Source organism: Embleya sp. NPDC020630 (genome assembly GCF_044334985.1).
In the GTDB taxonomy this organism is placed as follows: Bacteria; Actinomycetota; Actinomycetes; order Streptomycetales; family Streptomycetaceae; genus Embleya.
Map to the genome: position 1 here is coordinate 114838 of NZ_JBIRUB010000002.1, position 22179 is coordinate 137016.

The window sequence follows — 22179 nt, forward strand, 5'->3', positions numbered from 1 at the left end:
GATACCAACGACGACCGAACGCCGACACACCCCGAACCGTCAGTCCTTCACCGCCCCGCCCAACCCCGACACCAGATGCCGCTGCACCAGCACGAAGAAGATCAACACCGGAATGGTCATCAGCGTCGAAGCAGCCATGATCCCGCCCCAGTCGTTCTCGTCCGGCTTGAAGAACACCATCAGCGCCGCCGGCAAGGTCTGGTGATCGGTGTCCAGGATGAACGTCTTCGCGAACACGAAGTCGTTCCACGCGGTGATGAACGAGAACACCGACGTCGCCGCGAGCCCGGGCGCCACCAGCGGGAACAGGATCCGCCACAGGATGGTGAACCGGTTCGCCCCGTCGATCCGCGCCGCCTCCTCCAGCGACTCCGGGATCGCCTTGACGAAGCCGCGCAACATCCAGATGGCGAACGGCAGCGAGAAGGCCAGGTTGACCAGCATCAGCGAGCCGAGCGTGCTCAGCCCGAACTGCGGCGCCACCGAGCCGATGTCGCGGACCAGGAAGAACAGCGGGATGGTCAGCGCCTCGACCGGCACCATCTGGGCGACCAGGAACATCACCAGGATCGTGGTGCGGAACTTGAAGTTGAACCGGGTCAGCGCCACCGCCGCCAGGAACGCCACGAGCCCGGACAGCACCACCACCACGCTCGCCACGATCAGGCTGTTCAGGAAGTAGCCGCCGAAGCCGCTGACCCCGAACGCGTCCCGGAAGTTGGACAACGTCGGATGCCACGTCCACGGACGCGGGTCGACCGAGTTGATCTCACCGTCCGGCTTGAACGCGGAGAGCACCATCCAGTACAGCGGGAAGACGGTGAGCAGCGCGATCACGATCGCCGTGGTGTTGGCGATCCGCCGGGACACCGTGCGATTGCCCTTCGAGCGACGGGGGCCGGCCGGCCGGACGGCGCCGGCGGAGGTACGGTTCACAGCTCCTCCCCGGAGCGACGCAGCGCGCGGATGTAGAAGATGGTGACCGTGAGCAGGATCAGCGTCATCAGCACGCCGATCGCCGCGCCCAGGCTGTAGTCCGAGGATGCGAAGGCCTTCTGGTACGCGTACACGTTGAGCACCAGGTTCTGGCCGGCGATGCCGCCACCGCCGGTCATCACGTAGATCTGGGTGAAGACCTTGAAGTCCCAGATGATCGACTGGATCACCACGATGGTCAGGATCGGCCGCAACATCGGCAGCATCACGTGTCGAAAGACGGTCCAGGTGGACGCGCCGTCCAGGCGGGCCGCCTCCAGCACCGAGACCGGGATCGACTCGATGCCCGCGTACAGCGAGATCATCACGAACGGGAACGAGTGCCACACCACCACGACGCCGACCAGCGCGAACGCGGACCACTTGTCGTAGAACCAGTTGTGGCCCTGCATCCCCAGGACCTCGTTGACCAGGCCCAGGTTGGTGTCGAACAGGAACATCCACACCGTCGAGCCGGTCATCGCCGGCGCCGCCCAGGCGCCGAGCGCGGCGAACAGCAGCAACAGCCGGGGCCACTTGCCGACCCGGGTGAGCAGCACCGCCAGCGCCGCGCCCACCGCCAGGGTCGCCACCACGCACGCCGCGGCGAACACCACGGTCTGGAACAGCACGTCCCAGAACTGGTCGTCGCCCAGCAGGGTCGAGTAGTTGTCGAACCCGACGAACTCCGCGACCTCGCCCGCCGATGCCTGCGGCTGACCGAACTTCAGGAAGGAGAGCAGGCCGAGCTGATAGAGCGGGTAGCCGAACAGCGGGATCAGGATGACCGCCGACGGCAGCAGCAGCCAGAACGGCGTCCACGAGCGGCGCCGTCCGGTCTTCGTCTTGCCCGCGCCGCCGCGCGGGCGGACCGAGGCCGGGGCCGGCCGGTCCGCCCGCGCGGGCGTGGTGGTCGTGGTCACCGGCTTACTTCCCGGCGAACGCGTTGTCGATGACGGTCTTGGCCTCGCCGGTGGCGCCAGAGACGTCCGACTTGCCGGTGATCACCTTCTGGAACATGGTCGGCACCACGGACTGCGAGTCGATCTTGGCCCACGCGGCGTCCTTGGGCACGAACTTGGTGCCCGCGTTCAGGGTGTCGATGAACGGCTTGAGCCACGGGTCCTTGGCCACCACGTCGCCGCGTGCCGAGGCGAGCGTGGGCAGGTTGCCCATCGCGTCGAACATCTGGAGCTGGTACTTCTTGCCGCCCAGGATCTTCATGAAGTCGACCGCGAGCGAGCGGTGCTGCGAGGACTTCATCACGCCGAGGTCGTTGCCGCCGGAGAAGGCCGGCGCGATCGAGCCCGGGGCGGTGCCCGGCAGCGGCACGACCGCGTACTTGCCCTTGGCGGTGCCCGCCTCGACCGCGCTGCGCGAGGAGTTGGGCAGGATCGCCATGCCGGCGGTGCCGGCCGCGAACGCCTCGACCGTCTTACCGCCGGTCAGGTCGGCGCACTGCTGGGGCGGACAGATGTCCTTGGCGAACAGGTCCGTGTAGGCCTTGACGCCCGCCTGCGACTGCGGCGAGTCGATCGCGGCCGCGTACTTGCCGCCCTGCTGGGTGGCGATCTCGCCGCCGTTGGCCCACAGGAAGGGCAGGCCGCCGAAGGTGTACTTGCCGCCGACCGCGATGCCGAGCATGTCCGGCTTGGCCTGGCGCACCTTCTTCGCCGCGTCGACCAGCTCGGCGTACGAGGTGGGGGGCTTCAGGCCCAGCTCGGTGAACACGTCGGTGCGGTAGTACAGCGAGCGCAGGCCCAGCCACCACGGCAGGCCGTAGATCTTGCCGTCGACCAGCGTGGTGTCCTTGAGGTCCTTGGGCAGGTCGCCCGCCTCCGACCAGTTGCTCAGGTCGCCGGAGATGTCCGCGAGGCCGCCGGCCTGGACGTAGCCGAACAGGTCGGTGTTGCCGAACTCGACCACGTCCGGCGCGCTGTTCGGGTCGTTGAACGCGCCCTTCATCTTCTCCGCGCGCGGGCCCGCGTCGGTGGGGATGTAGCCCACCTCGACGTTCACCTTGGGGTGCGCCGCCTTGAAGTCGGCGACGGCCGCGCCCACGACCTTCTCCTTGGGCGCCCGGTTGGCCTCGTCGTACAGCCACACCTTGAGCGTGCCGGTCTGTTCGTCGGCGGACTTCGTCTTGGACGCCGTGCCGGGCGCGCACGCCGCCAGCGCGATGCCGGCCACTGCGACGGCGGCCAAACTCCGGATCTTCACGACAATTCCTCCTGCGGCGAGGCAGGCCGAGGCGATCGCGGGGGGTGCCGCGACCCGAGGGTCGGCCTGTACGTCTGGACGTCGCGTCAATCGACACGAACGGGGCCGCAAGGGGGAAACAATCCGGTGCGGCGTGAGCGGGACGTTAGAAAGCGGCGCGTCGATCCGACAAGGCGTCCCGCCGAACGTTGTGCACTGCAAAACTGTGTGCTGCGAAAGTGGTATCGGACGCTTACGGACACGTAACGTCCGTGCTCGGTCGACCCGTCGGTCATCCACCGGACACCGTGTGTTCCGAACCGCAGGCACGCGGACACACGGGGTCACGCGAGGTGTGCGGACGAGGCAGGAAGACGCGGGAGCGACGCCGCGCCGCGCGCGGCGAAAAACGCGTGGAAGGGCAGGGAGGGCTCGCATGTACGACGTACCGCCGCGCGGCGGACAGGTGCCCGGTGGCGGCGATGTGCCGGTGGCGGGTGTCCCCGTACTCTCGTTCGAAGCCCTGACGGGCAACCCGCCCGGGCACCCGGTCAGGCCGTCCTGAGGACATGCGAGTGAGCACTCCCGAGCACGGCCCCGAACCGGTCGACGGCAGCGCGTCGACCCGCGTCGACCAGCCGATCCGCCCGGTCGAATCGACCCACGCGGTCGGACCGGCGCACGCGGGCGCGTCGCCCCGCGCCGCCGGAGCGGCCCCCGCGGCCGCACCGACCCCTGCGGTCGCGCCGACCCGCCCCGACGAGCCGGACGACGCCCGCGCCGGCCGCGCCCCGGCCCCGCCGCGCAACCAGTCCGCGTCCCTGCGCCGCGCCCTCGCCGTCCTGGAGCAGGTCCGCGACCACGCCGCCGCCGAGGGCCTGAGCCTGACCGAGCTGGCCGACACGCTCGGCCTGTCCAAGAGCACCGTGTTGCGCCTGGCCCAGCCGCTTCTGGACACCGGCCTGCTCTCCCGCGACCGCCGGCACGGCCACTTCCGGCTCGGCCCCGGCGCGCTCGCCCTCGGCCAGGCGTACCTGGCCGGCATCGACCTGCGCACCGCCGCCGCCGAGGAGGCGCACCGCCTGATGCGCGAGGCCGGCGGCACGGTGCACCTGTGCGTGCCGGACGCGCCGCACATCGTCTACATCGACAAGGTCGAGAACGAGACCGCGGTACGGATGGCCTCGCGGATCGGCAGCCGCGCGCCGATGTACTGCACCGCGGTCGGCAAGGCGATGCTCGCCTGGCTGCCCGAGGACGTGTTCGCCCAGGTCGTCGAAGCGGGCCTGCCCACGGTCACCACCCGAACCCTGACCGACCCCGGCCTGCTGCGCACCGAACTGGCCCGGATCCGCAACCGCGGCTACTCGGTGGACGATCGCGAGAACGAGCCCGAGGTGCGCTGCGTGGCGGCGCCTATCTTCGATCACAACGACGTCGTGGTCGGGGCCCTGTCGGTCTCCGGTCTCACGTCGCGCGTCACCGCCGCCCGGGTCCGCGAGCTGGGACCCGCGGTCGCGGCGGCGGCACTCCGTGTATCGCGCACCCTGGGAGCGACCCGATGACCCTCGACTCGTACACCAAGGGCACCTGGCTGCCCTACGAGGAACTCACCGACGACGAGTTCGGCGCCGCCGGACACAGCCTCTTCGACGGGCCGCTCACGTGGCCGGTGATGGTCGCGCGCAAATCCGCGCTGCTCGCGAACGTGGCCACGATGGCCGCGTACACCGAGCGGCACGGCGTGTTGTTCGCCCCGCACGGCAAGACCACGATGTCGCCCGAGCTGTTCGCCGAGCAACTGGACGCGGGCGCCTGGGGGATCACCGTCGCCACGGCGAACCAGGCGCTCGCCGCGCACCGGTTCGGCGTACCGCGGATCCTGATCGCCAACGAGATCCTGGACGAGAAGGTGCTGCGCTGGGCCGCCACCCGGCCGGACCTGCTGTTCTACGTCGACTCCCGGGCGGGCGTCGAGGTCGCGGCGGCGGCGCTCGCGGCGGTGCCCGGGGGGAAGTTGTCGGTGCTGGTCGAACTGGGCCGCGCCGGCGAGCGGACCGGGTGCCGCGGTGTCGCCGAGGCGGCCGAGCTGGCCCGGGTCGCGGCGGCGGTGCCGGGGCTGACCGTGGCGGGCGTGGCGGGCTACGAGGGCGGCCTGCCCGACGCCGCGGCGGTGTCCGCGTGGATGGGCGAACTCGCGTCCCTGGCCGACGAGATCGCCGACCTGGTGCCCGGTTCGCCGATCGTCTCGGCGGGCGGCAGCGCCTGGTTCGACGCGGTCGTGGACACGCTCGCACCGGACGGCAAGCCGCTCACCGACCGGACGATCATCCTGCGCAGCGGCGCCTACGTCTCACACGACGACGGCTTCTACGCGGTGCGCACCCCGTTCGTCCGGCACCCGGAGGAGGGCTCGCTCGCGAGCGCCCTGGAGGTCTGGGCGCAGGTGCTCTCCGTGCCCGAGCCGGGCCTGGCCCTACTCGGCGCGGGACGCCGCGACGTGCCCTTCGACCAGGACCTGCCGGTGCCGCTGCGCATCCGTGCGCTGGACGGGACGCTGCGCGAGCCGGGTGCCGCGCGGGTGACCAGGCTCGACGACCAGCACGCCTACCTCGACCTCGGTGACACCGAGGTGGCCCCGGGCGAGCTGGTCTGCCTGGGCATCTCGCACCCCTGTACGGCCTTCGACAAGTGGCGCGTGGTGCCGGTGGTGGACGACGAGCACCGCATCGTGGACGTACTGAACACGCACTTCTGACCGGGGAAGCCGCGCCGGTCCCGGCCCAATCCGGGCCCGGCGCACCGGCCCGGCCCGCCCGGACCACCGGACCCACCCGAACCACTCGGACCACCCGGACCACCGGACCCACCCGAACCGATCCCGCATCCGATGCCGTCGACGACGCGACGCCCGCGAGAGGACATCATGACCGCCGAACCCCGGGAAACCCCGGACGTGGTCACGCTCGGCGAGACCATGGTGCTGCTCCGCGCGCCGCACATCGGCCCGCTGCGGCACGCCCGCACGCTCGACGTCGCCACCGGCGGCGCCGAGAGCAACCTGGCGATCGGGATCACCCGGCTCGGCGGGCGGGCCGCGTGGATCGGCCGGGTCGGCGACGACGAGTTCGGCCGGCTGGTGCTGACCGTGCTCGGCGGCGAGGGACTGGACACACGCGCAGCGGTGGTCGACCCGGAGGCGCCCACCGGGCTGATGGTCAAGGCCCGACGCACCAGCGCGGCCACCGACGTGCGCTACTACCGCGCGGGCAGCGCCGGTTCGCGGCTGTGCCCGGACGACGTGGACCCCGCCCTGGTGCGCTCCGCCCGGATCCTGCACGTCACCGGCATCACCCCCGCGCTGTCCCCGACCGCGCGCGCCGCGGTGCGCGCGGCCGTCGCCGAGGCGAACGCGGCCGGCGTCCCGGTCTCGCTCGACCTGAACTACCGGCGGGCGTTGTGGTCGGCCGAGGACGCCGCCGGCGAACTGCGCGCCCTGGCCGGCCACGCCGACATCCTGTTCGCCACCGAGGACGAGGCCCGCCTGGTGCTCAAGGCACCGGACCACACCCCGTTCGTGGACCTGGCCCGCGAGTTGACCGCGCTCGGACCCGCCCAGGTACTGCTCAAGCGCGGCGCGCTGGGCGCGGTCGCGATCGTCGACGGCAGGCCGCACGACGTGCCGCCGCACCGGGTGCACGCGGTCGACCCGGTCGGAGCGGGCGACGCGTTCGCCGCCGGCTACCTGGCCGAACTGGTCGGCGGCGGCCCGGTCGCGACCCGACTGGCCACCGCCGCCGCGGCCGGCGCGTTCGCGGTGACCGTGCCCGGCGACTGGGAGGGCCTGCCCCGCCGGGACGAGTTGCCGCTGCTCGCCCAGGACGACGCGGTCACCCGCTGAATCCCGGCCACACGTAGCATTCCCACGCATCCGCACACGCGATCGGGAAGGCGAACCATCATGGCCCACAAGGAAATCCGCACCGACGCCGCGCCGAAGCCCGGCGGCACCTACTCGCAGGGCATCGACACCGGCGACTTCGTCTACACCGCGGGCATGGGCCCGATCGACCCGGCCACCGGCGCGACCGTCGGCGACGACGTGGCGACCCAGACCCGCCAGGTGCTGGACAACCTCAAGGCCGTACTGGCCGAGGCCGGGCTCGACTTCAGCCATGTGGTGAAGGTGACCACGCACCTGGAGCATCTCAAGCGTGACTTCGCCGGCTACGACGAGGTGTACCGCGAGTACTTCACCGCGCCGTACCCGGTGCGCACCACCGTCGGTTCGGACCTGATGAACATCCTGGTCGAGATCGACGTGGTGGCCCGCCGCCCGTGACCCGAGGCGGCGCGGGCGGTCACAGCGGTTGGAGGAATTCGAGCCGGTTGCCCACCGCGTCGTGCGCGTAGCACCGGCGGTGGCCGGGGAACTCGCCGTCGGGCGTGACCTCGGTGCCGTGCGCCGCGAGCCGAGCCATCACCTCGTCCAGGTCGTCGACCAGGATGCCGGGATGGGCCTTGCGCGCGGGCCGGAAGTCGGCCTCGACGCCGAGGTGTATCTCCAGCGTGCCGGCGCGCACCCACAGTCCGCCGCGTGCCGCGAGCACCGGCGGCTTGGCCACCTCGGTCATGCCGAGCACGCCGAGATAGAAGGCACGACACGCGTCCTCGCTGCCGGCGGGGATCGCGAGCTGTACGTGGTGCAGGGCGAAGGATGTCATGCGCGCATTCCTACGCTCCCGGTGCCGCGGAGCGGAACCACGCCCCCGCGCGAGCACACCCACCGTCCGGGTCCCTCGGCGGGCGCCGCGGCCCACGGTCCCCCCGGTCGCGGGCACACGAGGCAACGGCCCCGCCCGGCGCGCGGAAACACGCGCCGGGCACGGCCGAGGCGTCGGCTCAGCCGCCGTTGACGCAGACGTTGCCGAACGTCGGGTTGAGCGCCGCGATGATGTTGATGGTGTTGCCGCACACGTTGACCGGGATGTGCACCGGGATCTGGATGTTGTTGCCGGACAGCACGCCGGGCGAACCGACCGCCGCGCCGTCGGCCTCGGCGCCGGCCATGGCGGGGCCGGCGGCACCGGCGAGAGCGGCGCCCACGGTGGCGGTCAGGACAGCGGCCTTGGCGATACGCGACATGTTGAGTCGGTCCTTTCGGTGCGTACAGGTCCCACCCTCGGCGGGTGGGTCCTGAACAACGCGCCAGGGCGCCGGGGGATACGGCACACGTCCGAACGAGCGGTGCAGGCCCCGCGGGATTAGGCCGTTCGGGCGGCGACCCGCAGTCGACCGGCCAGTTCGTGGGCCACCTGTGCCAGCTCCGCCGGGGCGCTCGCGGCCAGCGCGCACAACACGTCCGCCGACGCCTCGGCGACCGCGCGCGGTACCGGCACCGGCGCGAGGCCGTCCAGCATCGAGCGGGTCCTGGCCGCGATCGGTGGCGACCCGGCCGGGGGTCCGGCGGCCTCGGCGGGGCCGGACGCGGGTCGCCCCGCGTCGTCCAAGATCCCCTCCGGGCCGGGGCCGGGAATCAGGCTGCGCAGTCCACGGGGCACGGCGGGCACGGTCATTCCCCGCAAGTTAGCCGACCCGCTCCCGCGAATTTCCCTGCGGGGCGTACTTTTCAGCCATCGAATGTCGTTTCGCGCGGTGTTTCATCCTGACGGGTGACGGCGCTGTCGGAATCGACGGCTAACGTTCCCGCCAACCTGATCACGGGCGCCGAGCGCCTTGTGCCGCTGGGCAGTTGACGGGTTGTCACCGACATTCGCACACATGCGTGGAGGGGAACGATCGTGGGATGGATCCGGGCGGGCGACTATGAGGTCGCCTTGGAAGACGGCAAGGTGGTGTGCCGCAACGCCAAAGGGCGGCAACTGAAGTCGGTGCCCGGGAAACTCGCCGACGATCCGGCCGTGGTGGGCCTGCGCCAGCTCGTCGAGTGGCTGGATCGGCACGATCGGGCCTGCCTGGACGCGGTGGAGCGCTGGATGATCGGCTCGCTCCCGGTCCCGGTCGCGGTGTTGGCCCGGGTGTGGCCGGATCCCGCCTGGCAGCGGGTGTTGCGCGACCTCGTGGTCACCACCGACGAGGACGGCGCGGTGGCCGGATTCCTGCGCGGCGCGGACCCCGAGCGCGGCGTCGGCATCGTCGACCCCGACGGCGACACCGTCTACCTCGACGCGCGAACCATCCGCATCCCGCACCCCGTGCTCCTCGACGACCTCGACGACCTGCGCGAATTCGCCGTCGAACTCGGCGTCGAGCAGCGCGTCCAGCAGCTCTACCGCGAGGTGTGGCACCGCCCCGCCGACGTGGACGCGGCCCGCACCGGCGTGGAGGAATTCGCCGGCGGACGCTACGACCAGCTGCGCTTTTTGATCGGCCGGGCCACCCAGCTGGGCTACCAGGTGCGCGGCGGCCAGGCCGTGTGCGCCGTGCTCGACGGCGGCCGCGAGATCGAGGCGCGGATGTGGCTGGGCGACTACGACGGCTACGACTCGACCGAGACCGGCTCGGTCGCCTGGACCGAGGACGGCGCCACGCTGACCCTCGACCGGGTGCCGCCGGTGGCCTGGTCGGAGGGCATGCGGATGGGCGCCGCGCTGTACGCGGGCCGCACGATCGAAACCACGGAGGACGCGGCATGAACACCACCGGCACGGGCACCACCCCCGACCCGTCGCGCGTCCTGCTGGACGCCGGCGCCGTCCTGCCCGTCGGCACCCTCGCCGGCGACGACATCGACACGCTCACCGTGCGCACCTACCTGCACCCGGCGTTCGGCGACCGCCAAATCGTCCGGCTGGTCCCGGGCACCCTGGGCGAGGCCGAGGACCTGGCGCTCGGCTTCCTGGGGCTGACCCGCGAGGCGGACGCCCCCGAGGTCGGCCAGGTCCGCCGCGAGGCGCTCGGCTTCCCCGCCTGGGCACTGGTCAACGACCCGGCGAACGGACACCACGCACTGGCCCTGGTCCGCGACATCGAACGCCTGGACCGGCAGGCCAAGACCAAGCCCGGCGCCGCCAAGGACGGCTTCGACCAGCTCGCGATTCGCCTCGGCCGGGCCGTACCGCACTTCCTGCCCACCTTCCACGAGCAGGCCGCGCGGATCTTCCTCAAGCACGACAACAAGACCTACGCGTCCGCGTTCTTCGGCAAGGCCCGCGAGGCCGAGCGGGTGCACAACCTGGCGATCGAGGAGGAGCGGCTGCGCGCGGTCTTCCTGGAGTTCGCCTTCGCCGGCGCGCTGACCGCCAAGGCGCTCAAGGAGCACGCCAAGTCGCTCGCCGCCCGCCTCGGCCCCGCCGAGGCGTGGGTACAGTTCCGCCAACTGGCGGTCGAGCGCTGCACCGCGGGCATGCCGCCGTACGCCGGCCTGGCGGAGGACGCCCGCGCGCTGATCCGCGCGGCCGGCGGCGACCACACCGCCGAGGAGCGCGCGCTGCTGCGCGAACTGCTCGCCACCCCCGCGATCGCCCGCGCGCCGCTGTCCTTCTGGAAGGTCAACCGCGCCCCGATCGCGGCACTGGCCGGCGCCGAACCCGAGTCGCGGGCCCGCCTCCTCGACATCCTGCCCACCCCCGGCGGTTCGACGTCCGACGCCGAGGTCGACGACTTCTGGCTCGACCTGCTCGACGACGCGGGTGTCCTGGACCTGCTCGTCGGCGGCGACCTCGAACCCGGCGTCCGGGCCCAGTGGGTCACCCGCTGGGCCGCGCACCGTCAGCGCGGCTGGGGCTACACCGGACGCAGCGCGCGCACTGCCGCGCTGGTCGCCCGGATGGCCGACAAGCTGCGCGCCGAGGCGGTACCGGTCACCCTGTTCGGCGGCAACCGCTACCGCTCCGGCGTCGACCTGGACCTGCTGGACCTGGCCCTGGCCGAGCGCATACCCGTGACCGACCCGGACCCGAAGTGCACGTTCGGCCTGGGCGAGTGGTGGGACGACGAGGCCGAGGGCCGGCGCGATCTGGCCGCCGTCGCCGCCGACGAACGATTCCAGGCCCTGCTCCTGATCGCCGTCGGCGGCCTGAACGCCAAGCACCAGCCGGCCACCGCCGCCCACCCCGTGCTGCGCCCCGTGCTCGCCCGCCGACTCACCGAGATGGGCGAACGGCTCACCTCCGCCGCCGGCCTGCCCGACGCCGAGCGCGAACTCACGCTGCTCGACGGATTCCGCGGCGTGGTCGAGGACGTGACCCCCGACCTGGTCGCCCGCGTGCGCGCGTTCGACGCGGTTGCGCTGCTCGCCACCACGCTGCGCGCCGGCGTCTACGACGAACTCGGCTGGCCCGCGCTCGACGAGGCCGTCGAACTGCTCGGCCGCAAGGGCGACATCCGGATCGACGAGTCCTGGCCCGCGCTCGTGCTCTCCACCGACAAGCGCGCGCTCGTGGTCGGCCCCGAGGGCATCCTGCTCGACCACGAACCGCGCGTGCCCAAGGACCGCACCAACTGGCAGCGCACCCAGTATCGCTACGTCGACGGACAACTCCTGGTCGCCTGGTACAACACCGACTACGAATGGGAGGGCTACTGGTCCGCGCGCCCGAGCGAGACGTTCCTGCTCGGCGGACCGCCGAACAACGGCTCCGACGGCACCATGCTCTCCCTCGCGCTGCCCGGCGGCGGGGTGACCACCGGAGGCCGGCCGCTGTACGCGGGTGACACCAAGCTGCCCGCGCGCCGGGGCGTGCTCACCGACGGCACCACCCACTGGTCGCTCGACTACGAGCGGTCGGACCGCAAGTGGACCGAGTTCGACCCGACCACCGGCACCCACGGCCGCGCCTCGCTGCCCGCCCCGTTCGCCGCGGCGGTCGCCGACGGCGGCTCGCTGGTGCCCGACGCGTGCGAGTTGATGCCGCTGCTGCCCGGCCTGGAGCAGACCCCGTTCGGCACCGACGGCACGCTCGTGGGCCGCTGGGTCCGGATCGACGGCGAAACCCTCACCACCGGCTCGGTCGACGGCCGTACCGTGACCGCGCCCGTGCGCGGCCGGCGGCACTGGGACCAGCGTCCGCTGCAGGTTCCGATCGGCGCGCTGCGCCTGCCCGGCGGCGCGGCCCCCACCGCGGTCGCCCCGCACAACGGCGCCGTGACGCTGTGGCACGACGGTGTGCTGCTCGGCCACTGCGGGTCCGGCTCCGGACTGGCCGCCGGCACCCGGGTGGTGCCGTCGCCCGCGTTCTGGCACGCGCTGCGACCGCGCGACGAGGCCGGCTCGCTGGCGCTGCGCGCGATCACCCACGAGCAGGCAGGCGCACTGGTCGAGGAGGTGCGCGCGGACCGCGAGCGCGCCCGGGCCGAGTACGAGGCCGCCAAGAAGGCCTCGACGAACAAGCCCGCCAAGCCGGACACGATCCGGACCGCACCGGTGCGCCGGCTGCTGCCCGCCATCGCCCACGCCGGCCTGGTCCGCGGCGTCGCCTCGCTGGCCGGGGAGACCGCCCGACTCGCGGAGCGGCTGCGCGACTTCGGCAAGGTGAAGCACAAGGAGCAGCGGCTCCGCGCGGTGCCCACCGGCCCCGAGCACGGCCGGGACAACGAATTGTGCTCGGCGGTGGCCGGCATCGCGGGTGTCGGCTGCCGCTACTACGGCAACCAGGGCCAGGGCACCTGGACCACGTTCGAACACATCACCGCGGTGTCCGCCGCGCTGGCGCGTACCGACGGCCCGGCCGAGTGGACCACCGAACCCGAGAAGCTGCGGGAACCCCACGTGGCCGCCTGGCACGACCTGCTCGACCACCGCGCCGCGATGGTCGCCCGTGCCCTGTCCCCGCTCACGTCCGACACACAGCGCGCCTCGCTGCTGCTGCTCCTGGAGGCGCTCGCCGCCGGCCCGCTGGGTACCCCCGCCGGGACGCTGCGCCGGGTCGTGTTGTGCGAGCCCTCCGGCAAGAAGAAGGAACGCAAGCGCGTCGGACAGGTCCTGCGCCGCGCCGACCGCACCGTGATCTTCCTGGACAGTCAGTACACCTACGGCAACGACACGCAGCACTGGCTCGCGCTCGACCACGACCCGTCGGGCCGGTTCGAGGCGGTCGACGGCTTCACCACGCACGAGGAACACCGCTACCGCGAGCCGATGTCCCCCGAGCGGGTCGCCGCCGTCGTCGAGGGCGTTCGCGCCCACGGCCCGGTCCCGTGGCGACCGGAAGCGGTGTCGGCCCTGACCGAGGGCACCGGATTGGGCCGCGCCGAGGCGAGCGTGCTGCTCGCCGGGCTGGTCGCGGGCGACATGGACAAGGACCGACGGGCGGTGCTCGGCCTCAAGGCGGCCGAGGCGACCACCGCCCGCGAGCAGTTGGACCGGCTCGACCGCGCGGGGCGCGTCGGCGTCCAGGGCGCGCTGGTGCCCGAGCGGCCCGGGGACATCGCAGCCCTGTGGACGACCGGCTGGGACATCGCGGCCTGCAGCCGCGCCTGGGAGGCCGCCTTCGGGCGGGTGCTGCGGCTGCCCGAGGAGGTCGCGGCGGACGTCCGGGGCATCGCCGCCGCCGCGTTCGAGTACGTCCTCACCCCCGAATCCCAGCGGTGGATCACCGGTACCTCCACCCACAGCGTCGACAAGGACGGCAACCTCGTCGCGTCCGACCCCGCGGCCGTGCCCGCCGGCCACGTACTCGGCCAGGTCGTCACCGCGCTCGCCTGGCTGGCCTACCGGCTGCCCTACGGCGATCCGCTGCGCCCGCAGCTGCCGCGCGTGCTCGACCTGCTGCGCAAGCGGGTGGCCGACCCGGGCCTGGTGGTCGACCTGGACGTCGAGTACGCCGAACGCGGCGCCACCTCCACCCTGTTGCGCGAGGCGGCCGGACTGCCCGCCACCGGCGGCGCCGACCCCGACGGCGTGCTCCGGATCGAGGACCGCTTCTGGTTGCGCCCCTGGTACACCGACAACGAGTTCACCCTGGTGCGCACCGCCGGCTTCACCGGGGTCGACGACCCGTGGTTCGACCGGCTGATCGCGCTGCGCGGTGAGGCGAAGTCCGTCGCCTTCGCCGCCTTCCGCCGCATTCTCGACCCCGCCTTCGAGACGCTCCTGCGCGCCGACGGCCCGCCCGGCGTCCCGCAGGACCCGAGCCACTCGGTGCCCGAGCTGGTCGCCGAGGTCGGCAAGACGCACGGCATCGGCGAGGACGCCGCCGTGCTGTACCTGCAGTTGCTCGCCCTGCCCGACCCGACGGATCGTCAGGTCGCCCGCTGGACCGGCTGGAAGCCCGCCCGGCTGAAGAAGGCCCGGACCGAACTCGCCGGCACCGACCTGGTCCTGGAGGCCAAGCGGGCCCGGGCCGGCCGCACCCTCTTCCTGCCGGGCGGCTGGAACGCGCTGAAGAGCCCCGCACTGCCCCTGGAGGTCTGGAAGGAGGGGCTCTACCCGAAGCCCGGTCAGGGCATGATCGTGCCCGACCTGCCCGTGCCCGAACTGTTCCACCGGGCCTGGCGGCGCGTGCAGGACGGCGATGCGCCAGGCTTCGAGGAACTCGTCACCCGCACCACCCGGAAGGGCCGCCGCTGATGGCAACCGCGACCGAACCCGCCGCCGGGGCACGCCAGATACACCCGCCCGAGGACCTGTACGCCCGGGAACTGGCGTTCCTGGCCGCCTACGACCGGGGCCCGCGCCCGCCGGCCTGGCGGCTGACCCCGCGCGCCGTGGTCACCTTCGTGATGGGCAGCGGCGACGAACTCAAGCTGCCCGAACCGGTCGAGGGCCTGCCCCGCGCCCTGACCATCGGCGCCAAGTTCGTCGGGGAACGCGCGCTCGTCGAGCGCTGCGTGGTCACCCTCGCCGGCGAACGCGGCCTGCTCCTGGTGGGCGAGCCCGGCACCGCCAAGTCGATGTTGTCCGAACTGCTCGCCGCCGCCGTCTGCGGCACCAGCGGGCTCACCGTGCAGGGCACCGCGGGCACCACCGAGGACCAGCTCAAGTACGGCTGGAACTACGCGCTGCTGCTCGCCCAGGGCCCCAGCCGCCGCGCCCTGGTGCCCTCGCCGGTGCTCACCGCGATGACCACGGGCGCGGTGGCCCGGATCGAGGAGGTCACCCGCTGCCTGCCCGAGGTGCAGGACGCGTTGGTGTCGCTGCTGTCGGAACGGCGGATCGCGGTCCCCGAACTCGCGGGCGGCCCCGACGCGCAGGTCCACGCCGCGCCCGGCTTCACCCTGATCGCCACCGCGAACCTGCGCGACCGGGGCGTCTCGGAGATGTCCGCCGCGCTCAAGCGCCGGTTCAACTTCGAGACGGTCGGCCCGATCGGCGACCACGACGCGGAGACCGCGCTGGTGCGTCGCCAGGCCAAGGCCGCGGTGGAACGCACCGGGACGGCGTACGCCGTCGACGACACGGTCCTGGAGGTGCTGGTCACCGCGTTCCGTGACCTGCGCACCGGCCGCTCCGCCGAGGGTTGGGAGATCGAGCGCCCGTCCACCGTGCTGAGCACCGCCGAGGCGGTCTCGGTCGCCTCCGCGCTCGCGCTGGCCGCGGCCTACTTCCCGGGCGACCGGGACGTGCTGAGCCTGCTGCCGGGACACCTGCTCGGCGTCGCGAAGAAGGACGACCCGGCCGACGCGGCCCGGCTGCTCTCCTACTGGGACGCGGCGGTGCGCCGACGGGCCGAACACGGCTCGGCCACCTGGCGCACCCTGTGGGACCTGCGCGGAGTCCTGGAGGGCTGACGAGGTGTCGACCATACGTACGGACGGGCCCGACGACGAGGCCCGTCCGGCCGCCGCGCGCCTTGCCGCGTCCTTGCGGCCCCACCTGATCGGCGTGCGCCACCACGCGCCCTCGCTCGCCGCCGCGGTGCCGGCGCTGCTCGACGAGGCCCGGCCCGACGTGCTGCTCGTCGAACTGCCGCACGAGGCCGCGCCCTGGTTGGAGTGGCTCGCGCACGAGGACACCCGGGCGCCGATCGCGCTGGCCGGGACCGGACCGCACGGGCTCGGCTTCTACCCCTTCGCCGACTTCTCGCCGGAACTGGCCGCGCTGCGCTGGGCCGCGCGCAACGGCGTGCCGGCGATCCCGTGCGACCTGCCGCTGGGCCACCCCGGGTGGGACCGGGCGGCCGGTCCGGGGGCGGACGCGGGGGACACCGGCGCGCGGGGCGGCGGGCTGCACGCGGTGCTGCGCGACCGGCTCACCGGCCGGGCCGGGGACGACCTGTGGGACCGGCTGGTCGAGGCCACCGCGCCCGGCTCGTCCGCCGAGGCGATCCGCCGCGCAGCGCTCACCGTCGGCTGGGCGCTGCGCCGCGACACGGGCGGCGTCGACCCGGTCGACCTGCGCCGCGAGGCGTGGATGCGGTCCACGCTGCGCGCGGCCGAGGAAGCCGGGGCGACGCGGGTCACCGTGGTGCTCGGCGCGTTCCACGCACCGGCCCTGCTCGACGGCGACGCGGAACCGCCCGCCGGCGACATCGCCGACGTGACGATGTCGTTGATCCCGTACACCTACCCGCTCCTGGACTCGCGTTCCGGCTACCCCGCCGGCATCCGCGATCCCGAGTGGCAGCAGTCCGTCCTGGAGTCGGCCGGCGACCCCGCCGCGCTGCGCGAGGCGCTGATCGGCGCGGCGGTACGGATCTGCACCGATCTGCGCGGCCAGGGACACCCCAGCGGTCCGGTCGACGCGCGCGAGATCGTCCGGATCGCCGGCGATCTCGCGAACCTGCGCGGCCTGCCGGCGGCGGGGCGCGGCGAACTGCTCGAAGCGACGCAGACCGTGCTCACCCACGGCGAGCCGCTGGGCCGGGGCCGCTCGGTCGCCCGTGCCCTGGAGCGGGTGCTGGTCGGCACGCGGGCCGGGCGCCCGTCACCGGCCGCGCCGCGCAGCGGCCTGGGGCCCGAGGTGGAGCGCCGGATCGCCGAACTGGGCCTGCCCGGACCGACCGACCCGGCGGAGCGCGACCTGCGTCTGGACCCGCTGCGCAGCGACCGCGACCGGCGCCGGGAACTGCTCCTGCAACAGCTGACGACCTGTCGCATCCCCTACGCCGAGCCGACCGCGGTGGTCGGTACCGGCGGCGCGGACGCGGTCACCACCCGCTGGCGGGTGCGCTGGACGCCGTCGGTGGCGGCCCTGCTCGACGCGGCCGGCACGCGTGGCGTCACCCCGGAACAGGCCGCCGAGGGCACCCTCCGCGCCCAACACCACCAGGAACTCGCCGAAGGCGGCCCCACGGCCGCCCAGATCCTCACCGGCCTCGAACGCGCCGCCGCCTGCGGTCTGCCGGACCTCACCGCGACCCGCCTCGCCGAAACCGCCGAATCCCTTCCCACGATCGCCGGCCTCCCCGACCTCCTCGCGGCCCTGACCCTCACCGACCGCATCCACCAGGGCCACCTGGGCCTCCCCGCCCCCGAGACCGCCTCGGCGACCGCCACGGCCGACGAGTACGCGGAGCCCGGCGACCCAAAGGCCCCCACGGCCTCGGGATCGGAGTCGGGGTCGGGGTCGGGCGAGGAGATCACCCGCATCCTCCTCACCGCCGCCGTCCGCCACCTCGACGGCCTGACCGGATCCGACGACCCGGCCGACGCCCGCGCGCTGGCCGACCTCGCCGGACGCGCCGACGTGTTCGGCGGAGTCCGGCTGACCGCCGGGCTGGCCCGCCTGGCCGCCGACGGCTCGCCGCTGATGTCCGCCGCCGCGGGCGCCGTCCGAGTCCTGCTCGGGCACGAGGACCCGACCACCCTCGGCGACCGGATCGGCTCCTGGATCGACACCGCGACCACCCCGGCGACCCGAGCCGAACTGACCCGCCGCCTCACCGGCCTGCTCACCGCGGCCGGCCCCCTCCTCCAGGCGGGCGGCCCGATCCTCACCCCCCTCCTGGACCGCGTCGACACCCTCCCCGACCGCCCCTTCCTGGACCGCCTCCCGGCCCTGAGAGGCGGCTTCGACACCCTGACCCCCGCAGCCCGAGACCGAGTCCTGGCCACCCTGGCCGACCACTTGGGCGACCGAGTCGACACCGACGCGGACCCCATCACCCTGGCCCTATGGACCAGCACCGACCTGACAGCCAAATCGGCCCTACTCCAACGAGCCCTCTTGGCACCCCCCACGCCCCACAACCCCACCCCGCCCACGGGCACGCCAAACCCGCGGCCCACGAACGCCACCTCCGCCGCTTCCAGCGGGACGCGAGCCCAAGCGGTCCGCGCCGACGCCGAAAAACCCCAGCCCTCACATCCCAACCCCACCCCGCCCACCGGCGGCCCACAAACCCGGCCCGACACGCCAAACCCGCAGCCCACGACCCCCGCCCCCACCCCCCAGGGCCGGTCCGCCCAGCCCGACGCCACCCTCGCCCCGGCTCCCACCACCGGCGTTCCGCAAGACCGATCCGTCCAGCCCGAGGCGGTGAATCCGCAGCCCACGAACCCCGCGGCCGCCCCGGCCGCCTCCACTTCCGCCGGCGCTCCGCCGGACCAATCCGTCCAGCCCAACCCCGCGGCTCCACAGCCCCCGGACCCCGCCCTCGCCCCGGCCTCCACCGCCGGCGTTCCGCAGGCCCAATCGGGCCCGGCCAACCCCGCGGCTCCGCAGCCCCCGAACCCCGCCCTCGCCCCGGCCCCCGCCGCCGGTGGTCCGCAGGCCCAATCGGGCCCGACCAACCCCGCGGCTCCGCAGCCCGCGAACCCCGCCCTCGCCCCGGCCCCCGCCGCCGGTGGTCCGCAGGACCGATCCGGCCCGGCCAACGCAGTGGATCCGCAGCCCGCGAACCCCGCGTCCGCCGCAGTCCCTCCCGCTCCCGACGGGCGGCCGCGAGGCCAATCCGGCTCGGCCGATGCCGTAAATCCGCAGCCTGCGGGTCTCGCCGAACGGGTGGGCGGGTGGGCAAAAATCCACGACCTCCCCCCCGCCCAACGCTGGAAACTCATCCTCGGCCGCCAATCCGACCGCCTCCCCCCAAAGGCATCCGGCATGGCCCGCGCGCTCGACGAGCTCTACGGCACCGGCCACGGCGAAGGCTCCCGCAGCGACCTCGGCGACGCCCCGGGCGCCGGTCGCGAAGCCCCCTACCCCGGCGTCCGCGAATGGTCCGAAGACCTGATCGCCCTCTTCGGCCCAGCCGTCCGCGAGGAGGTCCTGGCCGCCGCCGCGTCGGCGGGCCGCACCGATGTGCTCACCCACCTCGACCCCGCCGCCGCCCGCCCCTCCGTCGACCTGCTCAAGACCGTCCTGACCCACGCCGGCGGCCTCCCGGAGAGCAAACTCGCCCTCCTCCGCCCGCTGATCGCCCGCATCGTCGCCGAACTCGCCCGCGAACTCGCCACCCGGCTGCGCCCCGCGCTCACCGGCATCACCACCCCCAGGCCCACCCGCCGCCCCGGCGGCGCGCTCGACCTGCCACGCACCCTGCGGGCCAACCTCACCACCGCCCGCCGCGCCGCCGACGGCTCGGTGCTCGTGGTGCCGGAGAAGCCGATCTTCCGCACCCGTGCGAGCCGCAGCAACGACTGGCGGCTGATCCTGGTGGTCGACGTGTCCGGCTCGATGGAGGCGTCGACCATCTGGTCCGCGCTCACCGCCTCGATCATGGCCGGCGTCCCGTCCCTGAGCACCCACTTCCTGACCTTCTCCACCGAGGTCATCGACCTCACCGGACACGTCCACGACCCCCTCGGCCTGCTCCTGGAGGTCAAGGTCGGCGGCGGCACCCACATCGCCGCCGGCCTGCGCGCCGCCCGCGACCTCGTCACCGTGCCCTCGCGCACCCTGATCGCCGTGGTCAGCGACTTCGAGGAGGGCTATCCGATCGGCGGCCTGCTCGCCGAGGTCCGCGCGCTCGCCTCCTCGGGCTGCCACATCCTCGGCTGCGCGAGCCTGGACGACGCCGGCCGACCGCGCTACTCGACCGCCGTCGCCGGCCGACTGGTCGCCGCCGGCATGCCGGTCGCCGCGCTGAGCCCCACCGAACTGGCCCGCTGGGTCGGAGAGAAGGTCCGATGAGCACGCAGGGCCTCCCACCGGTCGCCCCCGACGTCACCGCCGACATCGTCGAAGCACTCACCCCGCGCCTGCGCAAACGCCTCGACGCCGCGATCGGCAAACTCGCCGCCTGCCCGATCGAACACGACGGCGACACGGTGCGGATCACCGTCGGCGAGGACGCCGAACTGACCCTGTACATCCCGACCGGAGCCGTCACCACCGCCGCCGACCTGCGCTGCAGCTGCCTGCTGGCCCCCGCCTGCGTACACCGCGCCGCAGCCGCCGCCGCGGCCCCGGTGGCCGAGCCCCAAGCCCCCGACGAAACCGCCACACCCGACGCGCCCACCACAACCGAGCCCACGGAACCGGCCGAAGCGACCACCGAGCCCACCCCCACCGAGCCCACCCCCACCGAGCCCACCCCCACCGAGCCCACCCCCACCGAGCCCACCCCCGTCGAACGCACCGCCGCCGACGCCCTCTGGACCGCCGGCGCCGCGATCGTCGACGCCGGTGTCGACGGCGCCGGCGCCGTACTCCAGGCCGGCCTGCTCCGCGCCGCGCACACCGCCCGCCTCGCCGGCCTGCACCGCGCCGCCGCCGCGGCCGTCACGGTGGCCACCGGCCTGCGCGCCGCCCGCGACCGCGACCCCGCGTACCGACTCGCCGACCTCGTCGCCGCCATGCGCGAACTGCTCGACGTGGCCCACGCGTTGCGCACCCCGGCGGCGACCTACCCGCAGTCCCTCGACCTCCTGCGCGGCACCTCCCGCCGCGCCTACGCCCCGGCCGGCTCGCTGCGCCTGTACGGCCTGTTCACCGAACCCGTCCTGACCGCCCGGGGGTTCGCCGGCGCGGTCACCACCACGGTCGACCCCGCCGGCACCCTGCGCACCATCGGCGACGTCGCCCCCGGCGGCGCCGACCGGGCGATCGGCGCCGCCGGCCGCGCGATCCGGCTCGGCGACACCTCGATCGACCCCGTCGCGCTCACCCGCGCCGGCCTCGTCGTCTCCGGCGCAACCGTCTCCGCCAACGGTCGGCTCGGCGCCGGCCAGGCCGTCCGCGCCGCACGCGCGAGCGGCGCGGCCTGGACCGACGAACCGCTGCGCGCCCTGTGGGAGACGCCGCTGTCCGCCCAGATCGACCGGATCGTGGGCCACCGCGACCTGCCCCCCGACGACCGCCCCGCCGGCGCCGACCTGCTCTTCCTCGACGTCGCCGTGCTCGGCACCACCCCCGGCGCCCGGGACCGCCTGCTCGCCGAATGCGCCGGGCAGTCCGTACACCTGCTCGTCGCGCACGCCGACCCCGTCTTCGCCTACCGGGACAACCTGCGCCTGCTCGCCGACCGCCCCGGACTGCGCCTGCGCGTGGTCGGCCGCCTCGAACCCGGCGCCGACCGGGCGATCCGGGCGCTCGCGGTCGGTGTCGCCCCCGGCGACGGCCCGACCCTGCGGCTCGCCGAGGACCGCCTGGGCCGGATCGACCTGGGCCTGGAGCGCCTGCACCGCGCCGACCTGCCCGCCGCCGACCCGACCCCGTCCGTACCCGGCGCGGCCGAGGAACCCCCGCCCGCCCCGCTCTACCTGATGCACCGTCACGTCGAACGCGCGATCAGCGGCGGCCGTCCCGTCCTGGCCCTGGCCGGCTCCACCGCCGGCGACACCGCCCGACTGCGCCGGGTGGGGCTGGCCACGGGGGCACTGCTCGTGGAACGTCTGACGCACGCCGCGGCGGGCCGCGAACGGGATGTTTTCGGGCGTCTTCGCGCGGGCGACAACGACCTTTTGTCCGCCGCGTGGCTGGCCGCGGCCGTGTACGCGCAAACCGTCGAAGGGGCTCTGACCAGGGCTGTTTGGTCCATCGAGAGCTGAGGCAGGGGGCATTGCGCCAATCGATTTCCGATCGGTGTCGGGCAGCGTGTATGGTTTTCCTGCTCGCCCCAATAGCTCAGTCGGTAGAGCGTCTCCATGGTAAGGAGAAGGTCTACGGTTCGATTCCGTATTGGGGCTCAGACGATGGGATCCCCGCCTGGCAACGGGTGGGGG

The 22179-nt window shown here is 73.7% G+C and carries 16 protein-coding genes and 1 tRNA gene; 11 read left to right on the forward strand and 6 right to left on the reverse strand.

Translation table 11 applies throughout. The annotated features are described in order from the left end of the window. Positions 1 to 39: 39 nt before the first annotated feature. The 3 genes from ACH4XV_RS06640 to ACH4XV_RS06650 all read right to left on the reverse strand — a co-directional run bounded on the left by ACH4XV_RS06640 (position 40) and on the right by ACH4XV_RS06650 (position 3195). Entirely contained in the window at positions 40 to 870 is an 831-nt protein-coding gene (locus tag ACH4XV_RS06640; protein WP_395788613.1) for a carbohydrate ABC transporter permease, read from the reverse strand. Between the two features lie 62 nt (positions 871 to 932). Next, entirely contained in the window at positions 933 to 1898 is a 966-nt protein-coding gene (locus tag ACH4XV_RS06645; RefSeq protein ID WP_395787234.1) for a carbohydrate ABC transporter permease, read from the reverse strand. Positions 1899 to 1902: 4 nt separating this feature from the next. Continuing rightward, complete coding sequence (locus ACH4XV_RS06650) at positions 1903 to 3195, reverse strand: extracellular solute-binding protein (RefSeq protein ID WP_395787236.1); 1293 nt, start codon at positions 3193 to 3195, stop codon at positions 1903 to 1905. A gap of 415 nt (positions 3196 to 3610) precedes the next feature. Between ACH4XV_RS06650 and ACH4XV_RS06655 the strand changes: the two genes are divergently transcribed. The 5 genes from ACH4XV_RS06655 (at position 3611) to ACH4XV_RS06675 (ending at position 7516) form a co-directional block, all read left to right on the forward strand. Continuing rightward, positions 3611 to 3739, forward strand: coding sequence for a hypothetical protein (locus ACH4XV_RS06655; RefSeq protein WP_395787238.1), 129 nt, complete (start codon positions 3611 to 3613; stop codon positions 3737 to 3739). Between the two features lie 10 nt (positions 3740 to 3749). After that, positions 3750 to 4739: an IclR family transcriptional regulator gene (locus tag ACH4XV_RS06660; protein WP_395787240.1), complete on the forward strand. Its 990-nt coding sequence runs from the start codon at positions 3750 to 3752 to the stop codon at positions 4737 to 4739. Then, positions 4736 to 5932, forward strand: a complete 1197-nt coding sequence (locus ACH4XV_RS06665; protein WP_395787242.1) for an alanine racemase — start codon at positions 4736 to 4738, stop codon at positions 5930 to 5932. The genes ACH4XV_RS06660 and ACH4XV_RS06665 overlap by 4 nt, the downstream gene beginning before the upstream one ends. 168 nt (positions 5933 to 6100) lie before the next feature. Then, on the forward strand, positions 6101 to 7075 hold the full coding sequence (locus ACH4XV_RS06670; RefSeq protein ID WP_395787244.1) for a sugar kinase: 975 nt from the start codon (positions 6101 to 6103) through the stop codon (positions 7073 to 7075). A gap of 60 nt (positions 7076 to 7135) precedes the next feature. After that, positions 7136 to 7516 (forward strand): RidA family protein, encoded by a 381-nt coding sequence (locus ACH4XV_RS06675; RefSeq protein ID WP_395787246.1) that lies wholly within the window; start codon positions 7136 to 7138, stop codon positions 7514 to 7516. 19 nt (positions 7517 to 7535) lie between these two features. Here ACH4XV_RS06675 and ACH4XV_RS06680 read toward each other — a convergent pair whose 3' ends face one another. The 3 genes from ACH4XV_RS06680 to ACH4XV_RS06690 all read right to left on the reverse strand — a co-directional run bounded on the left by ACH4XV_RS06680 (position 7536) and on the right by ACH4XV_RS06690 (position 8750). Next, on the reverse strand, positions 7536 to 7898 hold the full coding sequence (locus ACH4XV_RS06680) for a VOC family protein (RefSeq protein WP_395787248.1): 363 nt from the start codon (positions 7896 to 7898) through the stop codon (positions 7536 to 7538). A gap of 178 nt (positions 7899 to 8076) precedes the next feature. Next, the gene (locus ACH4XV_RS06685; RefSeq protein ID WP_395787250.1) at positions 8077 to 8319 is read right to left on the reverse strand and encodes a chaplin; all 243 of its coding nucleotides are present in this window, start codon (positions 8317 to 8319) and stop codon (positions 8077 to 8079) included. 119 nt (positions 8320 to 8438) lie between these two features. Beyond that, positions 8439 to 8750, reverse strand: a complete 312-nt coding sequence (locus ACH4XV_RS06690) for a hypothetical protein (protein ID WP_395787252.1) — start codon at positions 8748 to 8750, stop codon at positions 8439 to 8441. 225 nt (positions 8751 to 8975) lie between these two features. Between ACH4XV_RS06690 and ACH4XV_RS06695 the strand changes: the two genes are divergently transcribed. From ACH4XV_RS06695 to ACH4XV_RS06720, 6 genes are all read left to right on the forward strand, one after another. Next, positions 8976 to 9830 carry a DUF4132 domain-containing protein gene (locus tag ACH4XV_RS06695; protein WP_395787254.1) on the forward strand — a complete coding sequence of 285 codons (855 nt, stop codon included), beginning with the start codon at positions 8976 to 8978 and terminating at the stop codon, positions 9828 to 9830. Next, complete coding sequence (locus ACH4XV_RS06700) at positions 9827 to 14704, forward strand: hypothetical protein (RefSeq protein ID WP_395787256.1); 4878 nt, start codon at positions 9827 to 9829, stop codon at positions 14702 to 14704. The genes ACH4XV_RS06695 and ACH4XV_RS06700 overlap by 4 nt, the downstream gene beginning before the upstream one ends. Continuing rightward, on the forward strand, positions 14704 to 15864 hold the full coding sequence (locus tag ACH4XV_RS06705) for an AAA family ATPase (RefSeq protein ID WP_395787258.1): 1161 nt from the start codon (positions 14704 to 14706) through the stop codon (positions 15862 to 15864). Before ACH4XV_RS06700 ends, ACH4XV_RS06705 begins: the two co-directional genes overlap by 1 nt. 4 nt (positions 15865 to 15868) lie before the next feature. Next, positions 15869 to 20146, forward strand: a complete 4278-nt coding sequence (locus ACH4XV_RS06710; RefSeq protein ID WP_395787260.1) for a DUF5682 family protein — start codon at positions 15869 to 15871, stop codon at positions 20144 to 20146. Continuing rightward, positions 20143 to 22005 carry a hypothetical protein gene (locus ACH4XV_RS06715; protein ID WP_395787262.1) on the forward strand — a complete coding sequence of 621 codons (1863 nt, stop codon included), beginning with the start codon at positions 20143 to 20145 and terminating at the stop codon, positions 22003 to 22005. Before ACH4XV_RS06710 ends, ACH4XV_RS06715 begins: the two co-directional genes overlap by 4 nt. 65 nt (positions 22006 to 22070) lie before the next feature. Further along, a tRNA-Thr gene (locus ACH4XV_RS06720) sits at positions 22071 to 22143 on the forward strand. Positions 22144 to 22179: the final 36 nt, after the last annotated feature.